General features: G+C 74.0%; 14 protein-coding genes. 7 read left to right on the forward strand and 7 right to left on the reverse strand.

Annotation, left to right across the window (positions count from 1 at the left end):
* Positions 1-5: 5 nt before the first annotated feature.
* Together ACFW6A_RS33780 and ACFW6A_RS33785 are read right to left on the reverse strand one after the other, a co-directional pair.
* Entirely contained in the window at positions 6-1,139 is a 1,134-nt protein-coding gene (locus ACFW6A_RS33780; RefSeq protein ID WP_351852314.1) for an acyl-CoA dehydrogenase, read from the reverse strand.
* Positions 1,139-2,341, reverse strand: a complete 1,203-nt coding sequence (locus tag ACFW6A_RS33785) for an amidohydrolase family protein (protein ID WP_351852312.1) — start codon at positions 2,339-2,341, stop codon at positions 1,139-1,141. Before ACFW6A_RS33785 ends, ACFW6A_RS33780 begins: the two co-directional genes overlap by 1 nt.
* Before the next feature lie 157 nt (positions 2,342-2,498).
* Here ACFW6A_RS33785 and ACFW6A_RS33790 point away from each other — a divergent pair, with 157 nt between their 5' ends.
* The gene (locus ACFW6A_RS33790) at positions 2,499-4,058 is read left to right on the forward strand and encodes an AMP-binding protein (protein ID WP_351852309.1); all 1,560 of its coding nucleotides are present in this window, start codon (positions 2,499-2,501) and stop codon (positions 4,056-4,058) included.
* Here ACFW6A_RS33790 and ACFW6A_RS33795 read toward each other — a convergent pair.
* Positions 4,003-4,464, reverse strand: a complete 462-nt coding sequence (locus ACFW6A_RS33795) for an STAS domain-containing protein (protein ID WP_351852306.1) — start codon at positions 4,462-4,464, stop codon at positions 4,003-4,005. The genes ACFW6A_RS33790 and ACFW6A_RS33795 overlap by 56 nt on opposite strands.
* Positions 4,465-4,693: 229 nt before the next feature.
* On the opposite strand from ACFW6A_RS33795, the gene ACFW6A_RS33800 reads away from it, so the two are divergent.
* Entirely contained in the window at positions 4,694-5,272 is a 579-nt protein-coding gene (locus ACFW6A_RS33800) for a sigma-70 family RNA polymerase sigma factor (protein WP_351852304.1), read from the forward strand.
* Positions 5,269-6,480 carry a maleylpyruvate isomerase N-terminal domain-containing protein gene (locus tag ACFW6A_RS33805; protein ID WP_386645380.1) on the forward strand — a complete coding sequence of 404 codons (1,212 nt, stop codon included), beginning with the start codon at positions 5,269-5,271 and terminating at the stop codon, positions 6,478-6,480. Before ACFW6A_RS33800 ends, ACFW6A_RS33805 begins: the two co-directional genes overlap by 4 nt.
* A 39-nt stretch (positions 6,481-6,519) precedes the next feature.
* Here the strand turns inward: ACFW6A_RS33805 and purU are convergent, their stop codons facing one another.
* Complete coding sequence (gene purU, locus ACFW6A_RS33810; RefSeq protein WP_351852301.1) at positions 6,520-7,371, reverse strand: formyltetrahydrofolate deformylase; 852 nt, start codon at positions 7,369-7,371, stop codon at positions 6,520-6,522.
* Between the two features lie 126 nt (positions 7,372-7,497).
* Positions 7,498-8,001: a hypothetical protein gene (locus ACFW6A_RS33815; protein ID WP_351852299.1), complete on the reverse strand. Its 504-nt coding sequence runs from the start codon at positions 7,999-8,001 to the stop codon at positions 7,498-7,500.
* A 143-nt stretch (positions 8,002-8,144) separates the two neighbouring features.
* Between ACFW6A_RS33815 and ACFW6A_RS33820 the strand changes: the two genes are divergently transcribed.
* Positions 8,145-9,428 carry an ABC transporter substrate-binding protein gene (locus ACFW6A_RS33820; RefSeq protein ID WP_351852297.1) on the forward strand — a complete coding sequence of 428 codons (1,284 nt, stop codon included), beginning with the start codon at positions 8,145-8,147 and terminating at the stop codon, positions 9,426-9,428.
* Positions 9,429-9,455: 27 nt separating this feature from the next.
* On the opposite strand, the gene ACFW6A_RS33825 is transcribed toward ACFW6A_RS33820, so the two are convergent.
* Both ACFW6A_RS33825 and ACFW6A_RS33830 read right to left on the reverse strand, forming a co-directional pair.
* Positions 9,456-10,913, reverse strand: coding sequence for a hypothetical protein (locus ACFW6A_RS33825; protein WP_386645383.1), 1,458 nt, complete (start codon positions 10,911-10,913; stop codon positions 9,456-9,458).
* Between the two features lie 128 nt (positions 10,914-11,041).
* Positions 11,042-12,424, reverse strand: coding sequence for a transcriptional regulator (locus ACFW6A_RS33830; protein ID WP_386645386.1), 1,383 nt, complete (start codon positions 12,422-12,424; stop codon positions 11,042-11,044).
* A gap of 291 nt (positions 12,425-12,715) precedes the next feature.
* Between ACFW6A_RS33830 and ACFW6A_RS33835 the strand changes: the two genes are divergently transcribed.
* The 3 genes from ACFW6A_RS33835 to ACFW6A_RS33845 all read left to right on the forward strand — a co-directional run bounded on the left by ACFW6A_RS33835 (position 12,716) and on the right by ACFW6A_RS33845 (position 15,976).
* Entirely contained in the window at positions 12,716-13,396 is a 681-nt protein-coding gene (locus ACFW6A_RS33835) for a bifunctional DNA primase/polymerase (RefSeq protein ID WP_351852287.1), read from the forward strand.
* Positions 13,397-13,481: 85 nt separating this feature from the next.
* A complete protein-coding gene (locus ACFW6A_RS33840; protein WP_386645389.1) occupies positions 13,482-14,336 on the forward strand; it encodes an ABC transporter ATP-binding protein in 855 nt (284 codons plus the stop codon).
* Entirely contained in the window at positions 14,333-15,976 is a 1,644-nt protein-coding gene (locus tag ACFW6A_RS33845; RefSeq protein WP_386645392.1) for a transporter, read from the forward strand. Before ACFW6A_RS33840 ends, ACFW6A_RS33845 begins: the two co-directional genes overlap by 4 nt.
* Positions 15,977-16,103: the final 127 nt, after the last annotated feature.

Consider the following 16,103-nt stretch of genomic DNA (forward strand, 5'->3'; position numbering starts at 1 on the left):
CCGGCTCACCGTCCCTTCGGCAGGCCGAGGATGCGCTCGGCGACGATGTTGCGCTGGATCTGGCTGGTGCCCGCGGCGATCGTGTACGAGAGGGAGGAGAGCCGGTCGAGGTTCCACTCCCGGCCGAGGTCGAGCGCGTCGGGGCCGAGGACCTCGGCGGCGGTGTCGTACAGCTCCTGGCGGGCGTGCGAGTAGTGCAGCTTGAAGACGGAGCCGCCGGTGCCGGGGACGCCGCCGGTGGCCTGCGCCTCGCTGACGTTGCGCTGGGTGAGCCGCCACAGGGCCTGGAAGGCGGCGGCGAGCCGCCCGAGGCGGCGGCGCAGGCCGGGGTCGTCCCAGCGGCCGTTCTCCCGTGCCGCGCGGGCGAGTTCGCCGAGCAGGCGGCGGCAGGCGACGACCTCGCCGACGAAGGCGGTGCCGCGTTCGAAGGAGAGGGTCACCATGGTGACCCTCCAGCCGTCGTTCTCGTCCCCGACCCGGTTCCCGACGGGCACCCGCACCTCGTCGAGGAACAGCTCGGCGAACTCGGTGGAGCCGGCGAGGGTCCGCAGCGGCCGGACGGTGACGCCCGGCGCGTCCATGGGCAGCGCGAGCCAGCTGATCCCCCGGTGCCGGGGCCCCTCGGTGTCCGTCCGCACGAGCAGTTCGCACCAGTCGGCGACCTCGGCGTGCGAGGTCCAGATCTTCTGCCCGGTGACGACGTACGCGTCCCCGTCGCGCACGGCCCTGGTGCGCAGCGAGGCGAGGTCGGAGCCGGCGCCGGGCTCGCTGAAGCCCTGGCACCAGACCTCGTCGCCGCGCAGCACCGGCTCCAGCCAGCGCTCGCGCTGCTCCGGGGTGCCCTCGGCGGCGATGGTGGGACCGGCGTGCAGGAGGCCGACGAAGTTGGCGCCGACGTAGGGGGCGCCGGCCCGCTCGGTCTCCTCCAGGAAGATCAGCCGCTGGGTGGGCGGGGCGTCCCAGTGGACGTGGCCGTACCCGGCGTCGTACAGGCGCCGCTGCCAGCCGCAGTCGTACGCCCGGCGGCCCGGCCAGTCGAGCGGGTCGGGCTTCGGCGGGAGCCCGGGCAGCTCGGCGGCGAGCCACTCCCGCAGCCGGGCCCGGAACTCCTCCTCCTCGGGGGTGTGGGACAGGTCCATCAGGCGATGCCCCGGTCGAGATCGAGGTCCAGCATCCGGATGGCGTTGCCGCGCATCAGCTTGTAGACGGTCTCGTCGTCGAGGCCCCGGACGTGGTCGAGGGCGACCTCCTTGGTGTGCGGGAAGGTCGAGTCGACGTGCGGGTAGTCGGTCTCGAAGGTGGCGTTGTCCCGGCCGACGACGTCGAGCGAGGCGATGCCGTGCTTGTCGCGGAAGAAGCAGCAGAAGATCTGCCGGTAGTAGTAGGTGGAGGGCGGCTCGGGGATCAGGTCGCGGACGCCGCCCCAGGCGCGGTGCTCCTCCCACACGTCGTCGGCGCGCTCCAGGGCGTAGGGGATCCACCCCATCTGGCCCTCGCTGTAGGCGAGCTTGAGGCGGGGGAACTTCACGAGGACGCCGGAGAAGAGGAAGTCCATCATCGAGGCCATCGCGTTGTTGAAGCTGAGGCTGGCCTGGACGGCGGGCGGGGCGTCGGGGGACGCGGCGGGCATCTGGCTGCTGGAGCCGATGTGCATGTTGACGACCGTGCCGGTCTCCTGGCAGACGGCGAAGAAGGGGTCCCAGTAGCCGGAGTGGATCGAGGGCAGTCCGAGGTGGGTGGGGATCTCGGAGAAGGTCACGGCCCGGACGCCGCGGGCGGCGTTGCGGCGGATCTCGGCGACGGCGAGGCCGACGTCCCAGAGCGGGATGATGCACAGCGGGATGAGCCGGCCGCCGCTGTCGCCGCACCACTCCTCGACCATCCAGTCGTTGTAGGCGCGCACGCAGGCGAGGGCGACCTCCTTGTCGTGCGCCTCGGCGAAGGTCTGCCCGCAGAAGCGGGGGAAGGTCGGGAAGCAGAGGGACGCCTCGACGTGGTTGAGGTCCATGTCGGCGAGCCGCGCCTTCGGGTCCCAGCAGCCGCGCCGCATCTCCTCGCGGGTGATCCCCTCCAGGGTCATCTCGTCCCGGTCGAAGCCGACGGCGGCGATGTTCCGCTTGTACGGGAACTTCAGGTCCTCGTAGATCCACCAGTCGGTGGGGGGCCCGTCGGGGTCCATGGTGATCTGGTACTTGCCGCCGACGTAGGCGAGCTCCCCGATCCCGGCCGTGAGCGCCTTCGGGCCCCGCTCCCGGTACTTCGCCGGCAGCCAGGTCTCGAAGAGGTGCGCGGGCTCGATCACGTGATCGTCGACGCTGATGATGCGGGGCAGTTCGGTCATGACCCCTCCACGTTTCTGATGGATCGTCAGATCCTGATGAGGTCAGGCTAGCCCCGGGGGTCTGGACCGACAAGGACCGGACCTCTACGCTCTCCGCACGATCTGACGGTGCATCAGGTACGGGTGCCGGTGGCGGCCGTCAGGAAGGGAGGCTCCGGTGACCGAGACCACGACCGCGACCGCGCAGGCCCTGGCGCTGGGCGAGTCCCGCACCCTGTGGGAACTCGTCGAGCGCCGCGCCGCCCTCACCCCCGACCGGCCCGTGCTGCTCCAGGAGGACCGCGTCCTCACCTTCGGCGGGCTGCGCGAGCGCGCCGAGCGCTGCGCCGCCGGGCTGTACGCCAGGGGCGTCCGCCCCGGCACGGTCGTCGCCTGGCAGCTGCCGACCCGCATCGAGACCGCCGTGCTCTCCTTCGCGCTCGCCCGGCTCGGAGCCGTGCAGACCCCCCTCATCCCCTTCTACCGGGACAAGGAGGTCGGCTTCGCGCTCCGCGAGTCCCGCGCCGAGCACTTCGCCGTGCCGGGCGTCTGGCGCGGCCACGACCACACCGCGATGGCCCGGCGGCTCGGCGCGCGGGGCGTCTTCGAGGCGTACTCCCCCGAGGACCTCCCCGACGGCGACCCCGCCGTCCTGCCCCCGCCGCCCTCCTCCGGCACCGACGTCCGCTGGATCTACTGGACCTCCGGCACCACCTCGGACCCCAAGGGCGTCCTGCACACCGACCGGTCCCTGCTCGCCGGCGGCGCCTGCCTCGCCCACGCGCTGCGCCTCACCCCCGAGGACGTCGGCTCGATGGCCTTCCCGTACGCGCACATCGCCGGCCCCGACTACACGGTGATGCTGCTGCTGTACGGCTTCCCCGCCGTGATGCTCGAACAGTTCGCGCTGCCCGGCTCGCTCGCCGAGTACCGCCGGCACGGGGTCACCGTCGCCGGCGGCTCCACCGCCTTCTACTCGATGTTCCTCGCCGAACAGCGCAAGAACCCCGGCGAGCCCGTCATCCCCACCCTGCGGCTGCTCGCCGGCGGCGGCGCCCCCAAGCCGCCCGAGGTCTACCACGCGGTCCGCGAGGAGCTGGGCTGCCAGCTCACCCACGGCTACGGCATGACCGAGGTCCCCATGATCACCATGGGCGACCCCGAGGACACCGCCGAGAACCTCGCCACCACCGAGGGCAGGCCGCCCGCCGGCATGGAGATACGCGTCACCGCCTCCGGCGAGATCCGGCTGCGCGGCGAGGCCGTCTGCCGCGGCTACCTCGACCCCGCGCAGACCGCCGCCGCCTTCGACGAGGACGGCTTCCTCGTCACCGGCGACCTCGGCCGGCTGACCCCGAGCGGCCACCTCGTCCTCACCGGCCGGGTGAAGGACGTCATCATCCGCAAGGGCGAGAACATCTCGGCCAAGGAGATCGAGGACCTCCTCCACGAGCACCCGGCCGTCGGGGACGCCGCCGTCATCGGCCTCCCCGACGCCGAGCGCGGCGAACGGGTCTGCGCGGTCGTCGAACAGCCCGAGGGCGCCCCGCCGCTCACCCTGGAGGAGCTGACCGCCTTCCTGCGCGCGGCCGGCCTCTCCGTCCACAAGCTGCCGGAGCAGCTGGAGGTGGTGGACGCCCTGCCGCGCAACGAGACGCTGCGGAAGGTCCTCAAGTACCGGCTCAGGGAGCGGTTCGGGGCAGCGGGGCGATCGGCGGCGGCGGAACCGGCAGGCTGACCGGCGGCCCGTCCGGCGCCTCCCGGCTCCCGGCGGGCCCCTCGCCCGCCAGGGCCTCCGGCACGCCCGCGTACACCTCGAAGAGGCGCGTCACGCCGAGCGCGGCGAAGACCCGGGTCACGTGGCCCTGGCCCTCCGCCGCCGCGGGCAGCACCACCCGCAGCCGCCCGCCGCAGGAGCGCAGCAGCCGACGGGCCGCGACCAGCACGCCGATGCCGCTGGAATCGCAGAACAGCACCCCGGACAGGTCGACGACCAGGTCGTGGCGACCCGCGGCTACGGCGTCGTGGACCCGCCGCCGTATCTCCGGGGAGGTCACCAGGTCCAGCTCGCCGCGCAGGCGCAGCACCGTCCATCCCCCGCGGTCGTCCTCGTCGGCCTCGATCGTCGTCACGGTCGGCCGCATGCCCGCCGGGGCCTGGCCGAAACCCCCCGGGCCGGGTATGAGCCGGGTATGACGCTTTCCTTACCATCCGCTCCTGCGTGAAGGCCGCACTTGCGGCAAACAGGCGTGCGTTGTCGGCCGCTCGCACTAGTTTGGGGTGGAGGACGGCACACGGCGGCACGACGAGGCACGGCAGCGGACGAGACACGGCTACGGCACGGCGACGAAGGCGAAAGGCGGAGGGGCCCGGATGGCGAACGACACACCACCGCGCTGGGACCGCAAGATGCAGCAGCGGCTCTCCCGCGGCGAGGCCGCCGCCCTCGGCGAGCTCTACGACCGCTACGCCTCCCTGGTGCACAGCCTCGCCCACCGGGTCCTCGACGACGACCAGGCCGCCGACCAGATCACCCGCGAGGTCTTCGTCTCCATCTGGGAGAACCCCGACGCGTACGACCCCCGGCAGGGCAACCTCCGCTCCTGGGTGGCCCGGCTGACCCAGCGCAAGGCCGTCCACCGGCTGCGGCAGAACGAGGCGACGGCGTACGCGGAGACCGGCGTCGGCTCGGCGGAGGAGCTGGAGGCCAAGGTGCGCCGGGCCACCGCCGCGGCCCGCGCCGACTACATCGTCACCTCCATGCCGGCTCCGCTCCGCAAGGCGCTCGAACTGGCGTACTTCCAGCGGCGGGACTACCGCCAGACCGCCGCCGACCTGTCCATCAGCCACGAGGAGGCCAGGCGCCGGCTGCGGCTCGGCCTCCAGCTGCTGTCCACGGCGAACACCCGCCCGCTGGACGGACCGCCGGGCGGCTACGGGCGGACGCCGTGACGGGGGCGGACGGCGAGGGCGACGACCTCGCACGCGCCCCCTGGATACCGGGCCCCCGGGAGGCCGCCGACGACCACGCGGACCTGTCCGACCGGGCCGCGCCCCCGGCCCTCTCCCACACGGTGCTCAAGTCCCTCCTCGGGGCCTGGGCACTGTCGGCGTGTTCGGCCGCGGAGACCCGGGCCGTCGAGGAGCACCTGACCGCGTGCGCGCCGTGCGCGGACGAGGCGCTGCGGCTGCGGGACGCGGTGACGCTGCTGCACGAGGACCGGGACCTCGACCTCGACCCGCTGCTGCGCTCGCGGGTCCTGGAGCACTGCCTGGGCCGCCGCCCCGCCCGCGTCCCCGTGCCCGCGTGGGCGACGCCGTACGACGCGGAGACCGCCCGCCTGGACGCGCTGCTCCGCGACATCGGCGAGTCGGAGTGGCACGCGCCGGTCCGCCTCAAGTGGTACGAGGACGACCGCCCGGTGCGGCGGAAGTCCACCGTCGCCGGGGTCATCGGCCACCTCCTCGCCGTCGACGGCCTCCTCTCGGGCGCCCTCGGGCTCGACGACCCGCTCGGCCCCGACGTGCCCGAACTGTCGCCGGCGGAGCGGACGGAAGCCTTCTGGGAGGCGCTGGACCGGCCGCCGAACCGGCGGCTGCGGGTGCCGTGGCGGGACCAGAGCCACACGCTGATCCGCACCGTCTCCTTCGCGGGCCGCGGCGTCTCGGACCTGACGGTCACCTACGGCGACTTCGCGCTGCCCCTCAAGGACGCGCTGCTCGAGCGTGCCTTCGAGTGCTGGGTCCACGCGGAGGACATCGCGAACGCGGTGGCCTATCCGTACGACCCGCCGAGCGGCCCGCACCTGCACGGCATGATCGACCTCGCCGCCCGGCTCCTCCCGGCGGCCGTCGCCCACCGCCGCCGCACCGGCCGCGCGGCGCCGCCCCGGCACCTCGTCGCGGCCGGCGCGCCCGGGCGCTCGCTCCACCTGGAGGTCGAGGGCGCGGGCGGCGGCCACTGGTACATCGCCCTGGACTCCCCAGCCGCGCTCGGCTCCCCCGACCACACGGTCGCGCAGGTCGCCATGGACGGCGTCGAGTTCTGCCGGCTCGTGGCCGGGCACATCTCCCCCGAGGAGGCCGCCGCCGGCCAGGACGGCGACCGGGAGGCCATCCACGACGTCCTCTCGGCCGCCGCCTCCCTGAGCCACCTGTGACGACCCGGGGGCCGCGCCGGGCGCGGGCCGCGGGGAGGGTCAGGTGAAGGTGACGGTGCGGCGGCCGTTGAGGAGGATGCGGCGCTCGGCGTGCCACTTGACGGCCCGCGCCAGCGCCTGGCACTCCACGTCGCGGCCGATCGCCACCAGCTGGTCCGGCGTCACCTCGTGCCCGACGCGCTCGACCTCCTGCTCGATGATCGGCCCCTCGTCGAGGTCCGCCGTCACGTAGTGCGCCGTCGCCCCGATGAGCTTCACGCCGCGCGCGTGCGCCTGGTGGTACGGCTTGGCGCCCTTGAAGCTCGGCAGGAAGGAGTGGTGGATGTTGATGATCCGCCCGGAGAGCCGCTTGCAGAGGTCGTCGGAGAGGACCTGCATGTAGCGGGCGAGGACGACCAGCTCGACGTCCTGCTCCTCGACGAGGGCCAGCAGCTCCGCCTCGGCCGCCGGCTTCGTCTCCTTCGTGACCGGGATGTGCCGGAAGGGCAGGTCGTAGGAGGCGACGAGCTCCGCGAAGTCCGTGTGGTTGGAGACGACCGCGACGATCTCGACGGGCAGCGCCCCGATCGAGGACCGGAAGAGCAGGTCGTTCAGGCAGTGGCCGAACTTCGAGACCATCAGCACGACCCGCATGCGCTCGTCGGCGCGGTGGATCTGCCAGTCCATCTGGAAGGAGTCGCCCACCGCCGCGAAGCTCGCCCGCAGCTTGTCCACGGTCACCGGCGCCTCGGCCGAGAAGTGGACCCGCATGAAGAAGAGACCGGTGTCACGGTCTCCGAACTGCTGGCTGTCCTCGATGTTGCATCCGGTGATGAAGAGGTAGCTCGACACGGCGTGCACGATGCCCTGCTTGTCCGGGCACGAGATGGTGAGGACGTACTGGTCGGTCATCCCGACAGCGTGCCACACCGCGCCGTCCGCCCCGTACCTCCGTCCGCCCTCCGGAACGCCCCGTGGACGCCCGCGGACGCCCCTGGGACGCGCCCCCGGGGCACCCGGGGGACGTCCGGGGAACCGTCACGCGCGCGTGAGGATCCGCAGGACGTCCAGGGAGCGCGGCGGGGCCTCCGGGTCGTCCCCGTCGGCCGTCGCGAGGCGCACGTGCGCCTCGCGCGCCGCGTGGACGGCCTCGGACCAGCCGGGGTGCTCCTGGTAGGCGGAGAAGGGCGCGTCGGGGCCGACCTGGTGCAGGATGCGCAGCACCCGCAGGACGGCGACGTCGACGAGCTGGGCCTCCGCGGAGTCGCGGAAGATCGCGCCGACGTACTTCTCGGCGGACCAGCTGTCGAGCCAGGTGTCCTCGACGAGCCGGTAGACGGCGTCGGTGACGTCTCCGTACCCCTCCTGGCCCGCGAGCCAGACGGACCGGTGGAATCCGGGGTCGGAGAGCATGTGCAGCGCAGAGCGTACATGGGCGCGCCAGCGCCACCACGGCATGTCGTTGAGCGGCATGCCGCCCATGGTGGAGGAGCGACGGCCGCGACGGGAAGGGTTCGCCGGACCGGGGACGGTACTGGACATCGCTCGATCGTACGGTTCGCCACCGACAAGCGGATTCACACCCTCCCCTTAGGCGCCCCGACCCCCGCAATTCACCTCCGTGTCACCGAGCGTTGAACAGTGCACACTCCCGCGTTACCCCGGGAGCGGAATGGTGCGTGGACATGACCGGTAGGCGACTGTCCACTCTCCTCGCGTCCGTCACCGCCGCGGCGGCCGGCGCGTCGCTCCTCACCGGGTGTGGCGTGCTCCCTGGTGCCACGGGGGGCTCCAGGGAGCCCGTCACGGTGATGACCTGGGCCCCCGACCAGACCCGCGCGACCAACATGCCCGGCATGCCCGCCATGGCCCAGGCCTACGCCCGCTGGGTGAACTCCCAGGGCGGCATCGACGGCCACGAGCTGCGCGTCCTCACCTGCAACGAACAGAACACCCCGACGGGCGCCGCCGCGTGCGCCCGCCGCGCGGTCCACGAGAACGCGGTCGCGGTCGTCGGCTCGTACAGCCAGAACGGCCGCGCCTTCATGGCCCCGCTCGAAGCGGCCGGCATCCCGTACATCGGCGGCTACGGCGTCACCGAGGACGAGTTCACCAGCCCCCTGTCGTACCCCGTCAACGGCGGTCTCGCCGCGCTCATCGCCGGGCACGGCATGCAGCTCGCCCAGTCCTGCCGCAAGGTCTCCCTGGTCCGCCCCGACACCCTCGCGGGCGACCGGCTGCCCAAGCTCCTCGACGCCGGCCTGAAGAGTTCGAGCAAGCGCGGCGCCGTCGACATCCGGGCCGTCGAGGACGCCACCGAGTACACCGCCCAGGCCGCCACCGCCCGCGCCAGGGCGGGCACCGAGTCCGGCTGCGTCACCGCCGTGCTCGGCGAGCGGACCCAGACCTTCTTCGACTCCTTCCGCCGGCTGCCGGAGTCCACCGGCGGCGCCCGGGCGGACGGCGGGGGCGGGAAGGGCTCCGTGCGGATCTCCTCCGTCCTCGGCAGCGTCGGCCAGCCCGTCATCGACCGCACCGGCGGCGCCCGCAGCCCCTTCGAGGGCGCCTTCGTCACCGGCTGGTACCCGGAGGCGGACGACAAGAGCTGGGAGCCGATGCGGAAGGTCATCCGGGAGCACGCCTTCGCCGACAACCGGGTCGACCCGAACGACGCCGGCGTGCAGACCACCTGGATCGCCTACACCGTCCTCAAGGAGGTGATCGAGTCCCTCGACACCGACACGGTCACCGGCTCGCGCCTCTCCGAGGCCCTCGACCAGGGCACCCGGGTGGACACCGGCGGCCTCACCCCGCCGCTGCGCTGGATGTACGAGGACCTGCTCGGCGCCCCGGACTTCCCCAGGATCGTCAACCACGCGGTGACGTTCCAGGTGGTCCGGAAGGGCCGGCTCGTCGCCCAGAAGCCCGGCTTCGTCGACGTCGGCCCCACCGTCAGCAACCGGGGCTGAACCGCCCCGGCCCCTCCGGTCCGCCCCCTACAGCTGGGTGGCGGACCGCTTCGGCAGTCCGTACTTCGCGGCGGTCGGGTTCCACAGCCCGGCCGCCTCCTTCTTGGCCGCGGTCGCCTCGCCGCTCTTGTCGTTGGCCGCCTTGAGCCGGTTGGTCGACTTGGCCTGGCCGCCCTTGCAGGCGTTCTTGGCCTTCATCTGGTCCGCCCAGCCCGCGTAGTGGTCGTCGGCCGCCGCGGACGCCTGCCACGCGCGCGTGAGGGCCGCCGTCAGGGCCCCGTTGTCCGGGAGCTTGTCGACCGCGAGCGCCTGGAGCTTGGTCACCAGGCTCCGGCGCTGCTCGGCCGCGCCGCGCAGGTCGGCGGCCGCCCGGTCGAGGTTCTTGCACTGCTTGATCGCCTCGACCGAACGGATCACCGCGTCCCGGCTGTCGTTGCTGGTGGCGAGGAGCTTGTCCAGCTCCTTCGCCTGCGGCTCGGCGGGGTCGTCCTTCTTCTCCGGCGCCTCGGAGGCGCCGTCGCTCGGCGCCGGGGCCTGGGAGCTGGGCGCGACGCTCTGGCCGGCCTTCGGGTCCTTCTCCTCGTCGCCGCCGCTGAGCAGGGCGCCCACGCCGAGGCCGACGACCGCGCAGCCCACCACCACGGCCGCGATCAGCGCGACCGGCGACTTCCGGCGCGGCGGCTCCGGCTCGTCGTCGTAGTAGTACGCCTCCTGCTGACCGCCGGGCGCCTGGTAGCCGCCGCCCCCGCCCGGGTAGCCGTACTGCTGCTGCGGGGGCGGTGCCTGGTGGTGCGGGGGGTGCTGCTGGTACGGGGCCGGGGCCGGCTGCTGGTACGCCGGGGGCGCGGGCCGGTCCGGCGCCGAGTCCCGGAAGAGGCTGTCGAACTCCGCGGGCGGCTGCGTCGGCCCGGGACCGCCCGGGACCGGACCACCGGGCACGGGACCACCGGGAACCGGTCCGCCCGGCACCGGCGCCATGTACTGGGTCGCGTCCGAGGCGCCGGCCGGCGCGGGCGGCTGCGGCAGCCGGCCGGTTCCCAGGAACTGCGTCTGCGCGCCGTCGCCGGGGCCGCCCCGGGGCGGCACGGGCGCGATGTGCTGGGTGGCCTGCATGTCGCCGTGGGCGGCGGCCGGCGGCGGGTAGCCGTACCCGGCGGGCGGGCCCGCCGGCGGCGCGCCCCCGGGCACGGGCGCGAGGTGCTGGGTGGCCTGCATGTCGCCGTGGGCGGCGACCGGCGGCGGATAGCCGTACCCGGCCGGCGGACCGGCGGGCGGCATCCCCCCGGGAGCGCCCTGCGGCTGCGGCGGGATGGGCGCTATGTACTGCGTGGCCTGGAGATCACCGGCGGGCGGCGCCTCGGGGGGCAGCGGCTGCGCGGGGGGCAGCGGCTGCCCGCCGGGCTGCGGCGGGCCGCCCGCGGGACCCCAGGCACCGCCCCACGCCTGCGCGCCCCCCTGCTCCGGACCCTGTCCGTTCTGCGTCACCGGGACTCCTACTGATAAACCTACGGAATCGTCGGCTCACGCTACCGGGTGCGTCCGCCGCTCCGCACACACGTGTGAGACCGGTAACACCCTTCGCACGGAACCCGTCCGGCCCGCGGACCGTCCGCTCACGCCGCGTACGCCTCCAGGCGCGCCTCGAACTCCTGGACCACCGCCTCTCCCGCGAAGGGCTCCAGGCGGTCCCTCAGCTCCTCCAGGTACTCCGCCCCGCGCGACGACCGCAGCGTGCCGAGGAGTTCGAGCGCCCGGATGCCCGCGCGGCACGCCTCCTCCACCTCCCGCTGCTGCACGCGCGCCTGCGCCAGCAGCGCCAGCCCGATCGCCCGCCGCCGGGCCCGCCCCTCCGGATGCCCGGCCAGCGACTCCTCAGCCGCGCGGACCGCCTGCTCGGGCCGCCCCAGGTCCCGGTGGCAGTGGGCCAGTTCGTCCGCCAGGTACGCCCCGTCGAAGTGGGCGATCCACACCGGGTCGTCGCCGGACTCCGGATCGGCCCGCTCCAGCGCGCTCACGGCCCGCCCCGCCGCCGACTCGAAGGCCCGGGCGTCCCCCAGCAGGGCGTGCCCGCGCGCCTCCGCCGCCAGGAACATCGCCTCGGCCCGCGGCGGCACCCCGCCCCGGGTCCCCTCCTGCGCGGCGCGCGCCAACTGGGCGATCTCCCGCGGGTTCCCCAGCTCCGCCGCCAGGTGGCTCATCGACGCGGCCAGCACGTAGCCGCCGTAGGCCCGGTCCCCGGCCGCCTGCGCGAGCCGCAGCGCCTGGATGTAGTACCGCTGGGCGAGCCCCGGTTCGCCCGTGTCCACGGCCATGTACCCGGCCAGCTCGGTCAGTCGGGACACCGCGCCGAACAGCTCCCGGCCCACCGACTCCCGGTAGGAGCCCGACAGCATCCCGGACACCACGCTGTCGAGGTAGTGGACCACCACCGGGCGGACGTGCCCGCTGCCGAAGCGCCGGTCCAGGTCGACGAGCGCCGCCGTCGTCTCCCGCACCGCCGCCACGTCGGAGCGGCCGACCCGGGCCCCGGCCGAGCGCGCCACCTGCGCGTCCGGACCGGTGATCAGCCAGTCCCTGCTGGGCTCGACGAGCGCGGACGCGGCGACCGCGGAACCGGTCAGGAACTCGCGGCGGCCCACGTCGCCGCGGTACAGCTCGCAGACCTGCTCGATGGCGCCGAGCACGGTCGGCGCGAACTGGAGGCCGACGCCCGCCGCGAGGTTCCGGCCGTTGGCCATCCCCACCTCGTCGATCGTCACCGTCCGCCCGATCTTGCGGCCGATCGCCTCCGCGATGATGCCGGGCGCGCGGCCGCGCGGCTGCTGCCCGCGCAGCCAGCGCGCCACCGAGGTCTTGTCGTAGCGCAGGTCGAGGCCGCGCTCCGCGCCGACCATGTTGACCCTGCGGGCGAGGCCGGCGTTGGAGCACGCGGCCTCCTGGATGAGTGCCTGGAGCCGTTCGTTGGGCTGTCGTGGCACGAGTGGCCTGGCTGCCATGGGTGGAACCCCCAGACGGGACGGGTACGGACACGGACTGATCACTGCCCTGCGGATATCAGGTCAATGCCGATGTGAACACGCGAAACCGGACACGTCGTTCACCGGCCGCCGGCACCCCCCGGCCCCCGTTCCGCGTCCGTCCCCGCCCTCCTTGGTACCCCTCCCCCGCTCCCCGGTCCCCCGCGCGCCCCCGCGCGTGCACCCATGCGCCCCGCATGCAGGATCGATGCCTCACTCCCGGCGCCGCCGCGCCCGTAACCCCAGGTGACGGGCGCAGTTGTCTTCGACGTGGATGAGACCATCGGAGTCACGACGGAAGCCGCGCAGATCCCCAAGCAGCGAGGGGAGCAGCTGCTCGACAGCGCCGTGCGGTATGCGGAAGAGCGGCACTGGGACGTGTTCCCGGGGACCTGGCTGGAAGCCGTCGACGGCCGGGAGCGCTGCTCCTGCGGCACCGCCGACTGCCCGCTGCCGGGCGGTCACGCCGTGAAGCCCGACTGGGCGACGCTGGCGACGGGGAGCGGGGTCGGTGCCCGGCGCATGTGGTCGAAGCAGCCGAAGTCGTCGATCCTCCTGCCAACCGGCCGCACCTTCGACGCGATCGAGGTGCCCGAGGCGGCCGGTTTCCTCGCGCTCGCCCGCATGGAGCGGATGGAGCTGACGCTGGGCCCCGTGACCTGCACCCCGGACCGCCGGATGTTCTTCTTCGTGCTGCCCGGCGCCTCCGCCAAGGTGCCGGACCTGATCCGCAAGCTCGGCTGGGCCCCGGCCTCGCTCGACCTCGCCACGCGCGGCGAGGGGCATTACGTGGCGGCGCCGCCGACCCGGATCGGCGGCCGGGGCGCGGTGCAGTGGGCGCGGCGGCCCACCCCGGCGAACCGCTGGCTCCCGGACGCGGAGGAGCTGATCAGCCCCCTGGCGTACGCGTGCGGGCGCGAGGCGGCGGAGTCGCGGGCCCGCCGCCAGTGACCCGGGGCTCCCCCGGGGCGGCCCTTTAGGGTGGCCCCAAAGGCGCGACCGGCGCCGTGGGGGACGACCGAAGGGTTGACTGACCATGCCTGACCAGGCATTTGACGGAGCGTTCGAAGCCGCGGGCGCCGCACCGGAACCATCCGGTGCGGCGCCCGCGGTGCAGGTGGAGGGGGTGTGGAAGCGGTTCGGGCAGCAGATCGCGGTCCACGGGGTCGATCTGGTGCTGCCTGCGGGGAAGTTCATCGGCCTCGTCGGGCCGAACGGCGCCGGCAAGACCACCACCCTCTCCATGATCACCGGCCTGCTGCGGCCGGACTCGGGCCGGATCCGGGTGGGCGGCGACGACGTGTGGCGCGAACCGGAGTCGGTGGCGCGGGTGAAGGCCCGGATCGGCATCCTGCCGGAGGGGCTGCGGCTCTTCGAGCGGCTCTCGGGCCGTGAACTCCTCGCGTACAGCGGGCGGCTGCGGGGGCTGCCCGGCACCGAGGTCGACAAGCGGGCCACCCAGCTGCTGGACGTGCTGGACCTGGCGGGTGCGCAGCACAAGCTGGTGGTCGACTACTCGACCGGCATGCGGAAGAAGATCGGGCTGGCGGCGGCGCTGCTGCACAACCCGGACGTGCTCTTCCTCGACGAGCCCTTCGAGGGCGTCGACCCGGTGTCGGCGCAGACCATCCGGGGCGTCCTGGAGCGGTACACCTCCTCCGGCGCGACGGTGGTCTTCTCCAGCCACGTGATGGAGCTGGTGGAGTCGCTGTGCGACTGGGTCGCGGTGATGGCCGGGGGCCGGATCCGGGCGCAGGGCCCGCTGGCGGAGGTGAAGGGTTCGGCGGCGACCCTCCAGGAGGCGTTCCTGGAGCTGGTGGGCGCCCACGACCGCGCGGCGGCGGGGGACTCGCTGGACTGGCTGGGCGGCGGCCGGGGGGACCGCTCGTGAGCGCCGCGGTCACCGGGCCGGCCGCGCCCGCAGGGGACGCCGCCGCCGGGCCGTCGCTCACCCCGGTCTTCGTCCGGCTGAAGCTGTCGCTGATGCGCAACGGGCTGCGGCAGTCGGGCGGGCGGACGGCCGCGTTCGTCGCCTCCCTGGTGGTGGTGCTGGCGATCGCCGCGTTCATGGTGCTCGGTTTCCTGCTGCTGCGGGGGCACCAGGCGGCCGGGGCGGTCGCGGTGCTGACGGTGGGGGTGTTCGCCCTCGGCTGGGCGGTGATGCCGCTGTTCCTGCCGAGCGGGGACGAGACGCTGGACCCGTCTCGGCTCGTGATGCTGCCGCTGCGGCCGCAGCCGCTGGTGCGGGCGCTGCTCGTGGCCTCCCTGGTGGGCATCGGCCCGCTGTTCACGCTCTGTCTGGCGGTGGGCGCCGTCGCGGCCGTGGCGCACGGCGCCGCGGCGACGGTCTTCGCGGTGCTCGCGGTGCCGCTGGTGCTGCTGGTGTGCGTGGCGCTGTCGCGGGCGATCGCGACGGCGAACGTGCGGCTGCTGACCTCCCGCAAGGGGCGGGACATGGCGCTGCTGAGCGGTCTGGTGATCGCGCTGGGCATCCAGGCGGTCAACTTCGGCGTCCAGGCGCTGGGCCGCGCGAAGGACCTGTCGGTGCTGGACACGGTGGCGTCGGTGGTGGGCTGGCTGCCGGCGGCCTCGGCGGTGGCGGCGGTGCGGTCGGCGGCGGACGGGGACCTCGTGGTCGCCGTGGCGCGGCTGGTGCCGTCGGTGGTGGCCCTGGTGGCGCTGCTGTGGTGGTGGCGGCGGAGCCTGGTGCGGCTGATGGTCGAGCCGGACGGTTCGACGATCGGCGCGGCCCCGGACACGGTCAAGGACCCGGGGCGGGGGCGGGGCCCGGTGGCGCGGCTGCTGCCCGGAGGGCGTACGGGCGCGGTGATGGAACGGTGCTTCCGCTACGTCTGGCGTGATCCGAAGACGAAGGCGGCGTGGGTGACGGCGCTGGCGGTCGGCGCGCTCGTCCCGCTGTTCAACGCCTTCCAGGAGGCGGGCTCCGTCTACTGGGCGTGCTTCGCGTCGGGGATGCTGGGCATGCAGATGTTCAACCAGTTCGGGCAGGACTCCTCGGCGTTCTGGATGGTGGCGCAGACGATCGCGTCGCCGGCGGACGCGTACGCGGAGCTGCGCGACCGGGCGTACGTGATGATCGCGATCACCGTGCCGTTCACGGTCCTGGTCGCGGTGGCGACGGCCGCGGTCACCGGCGGCTGGACCCAGCTCCCCGAGGTCTTCGGCCTGGCGTTCGCGCTGCTCGGGGCGATGCTCGCGCTGGGCGTGGTGGCGTCGGTGCGCTACCCGTACGGGATCCCGCAGGACTCGCGGCGGAACGTGGCGCCGGGGCAGGGCGGCATGGCGGTCGCCGCGATCTTCGGCGGCATGCTCGGCGGTCCGGTGCTGTGCGCCCCGCTGATCGCCCTGCTGGTCTGGCTGCGGGTCTCCGACCACCACGGCCTGCTGTGGCTGCTGCTCCCGCTGGGCGTGACGTACGGCGCCCTACTGCTGTGGGGCGCGCTGCGGCTGATGTCGGGGCGGATGGTGCGGAGGCTGCCGAAGATCCTGGCGGCGGTCAGCAAGGGCTGAGGCAGGGGCTACGGGGGAACGGGAAGGGGGCGTCCACGCGCGCCCCGGGGGGCCCCCGCAGTTTTTCCCGGCCGGGCCCGGCAGTGGTAATCCTTGGGGTTCGGGATCGGGCCCCACAAGTTCGGGG

This window comes from Streptomyces sp. NPDC058758 (assembly GCF_042746075.1).
Taxonomy (GTDB): domain Bacteria; phylum Actinomycetota; class Actinomycetes; order Streptomycetales; family Streptomycetaceae; genus Streptomyces.

Bases quoted from the DNA above. Each gene is read 5' to 3' on its own strand.
- ACFW6A_RS33815 (WP_351852299.1), bottom strand. From the start codon at position 8,001: ATGTCCAGTACCGTCCCCGGTCCGGCGAACCCTTCCCGTCGCGGCCGT.
- ACFW6A_RS33820 (WP_351852297.1), top strand. From the start codon at position 8,145: ATGACCGGTAGGCGACTGTCCACTCTCCTCGCGTCCGTCACCGCCGCG.
- ACFW6A_RS33830 (WP_386645386.1), bottom strand. From the start codon at position 12,424: ATGGCAGCCAGGCCACTCGTGCCACGACAGCCCAACGAACGGCTCCAG.
- ACFW6A_RS33780 (WP_351852314.1), bottom strand. From the start codon at position 1,139: ATGGACCTGTCCCACACCCCCGAGGAGGAGGAGTTCCGGGCCCGGCTG.
- purU (WP_351852301.1), bottom strand. From the start codon at position 7,371: ATGACCGACCAGTACGTCCTCACCATCTCGTGCCCGGACAAGCAGGGC.
- ACFW6A_RS33800 (WP_351852304.1), top strand. From the start codon at position 4,694: ATGGCGAACGACACACCACCGCGCTGGGACCGCAAGATGCAGCAGCGG.
- ACFW6A_RS33785 (WP_351852312.1), bottom strand. From the start codon at position 2,341: ATGACCGAACTGCCCCGCATCATCAGCGTCGACGATCACGTGATCGAG.
- ACFW6A_RS33795 (WP_351852306.1), bottom strand. From the start codon at position 4,464: ATGCGGCCGACCGTGACGACGATCGAGGCCGACGAGGACGACCGCGGG.
- ACFW6A_RS33840 (WP_386645389.1), top strand. From the start codon at position 13,482: ATGCCTGACCAGGCATTTGACGGAGCGTTCGAAGCCGCGGGCGCCGCA.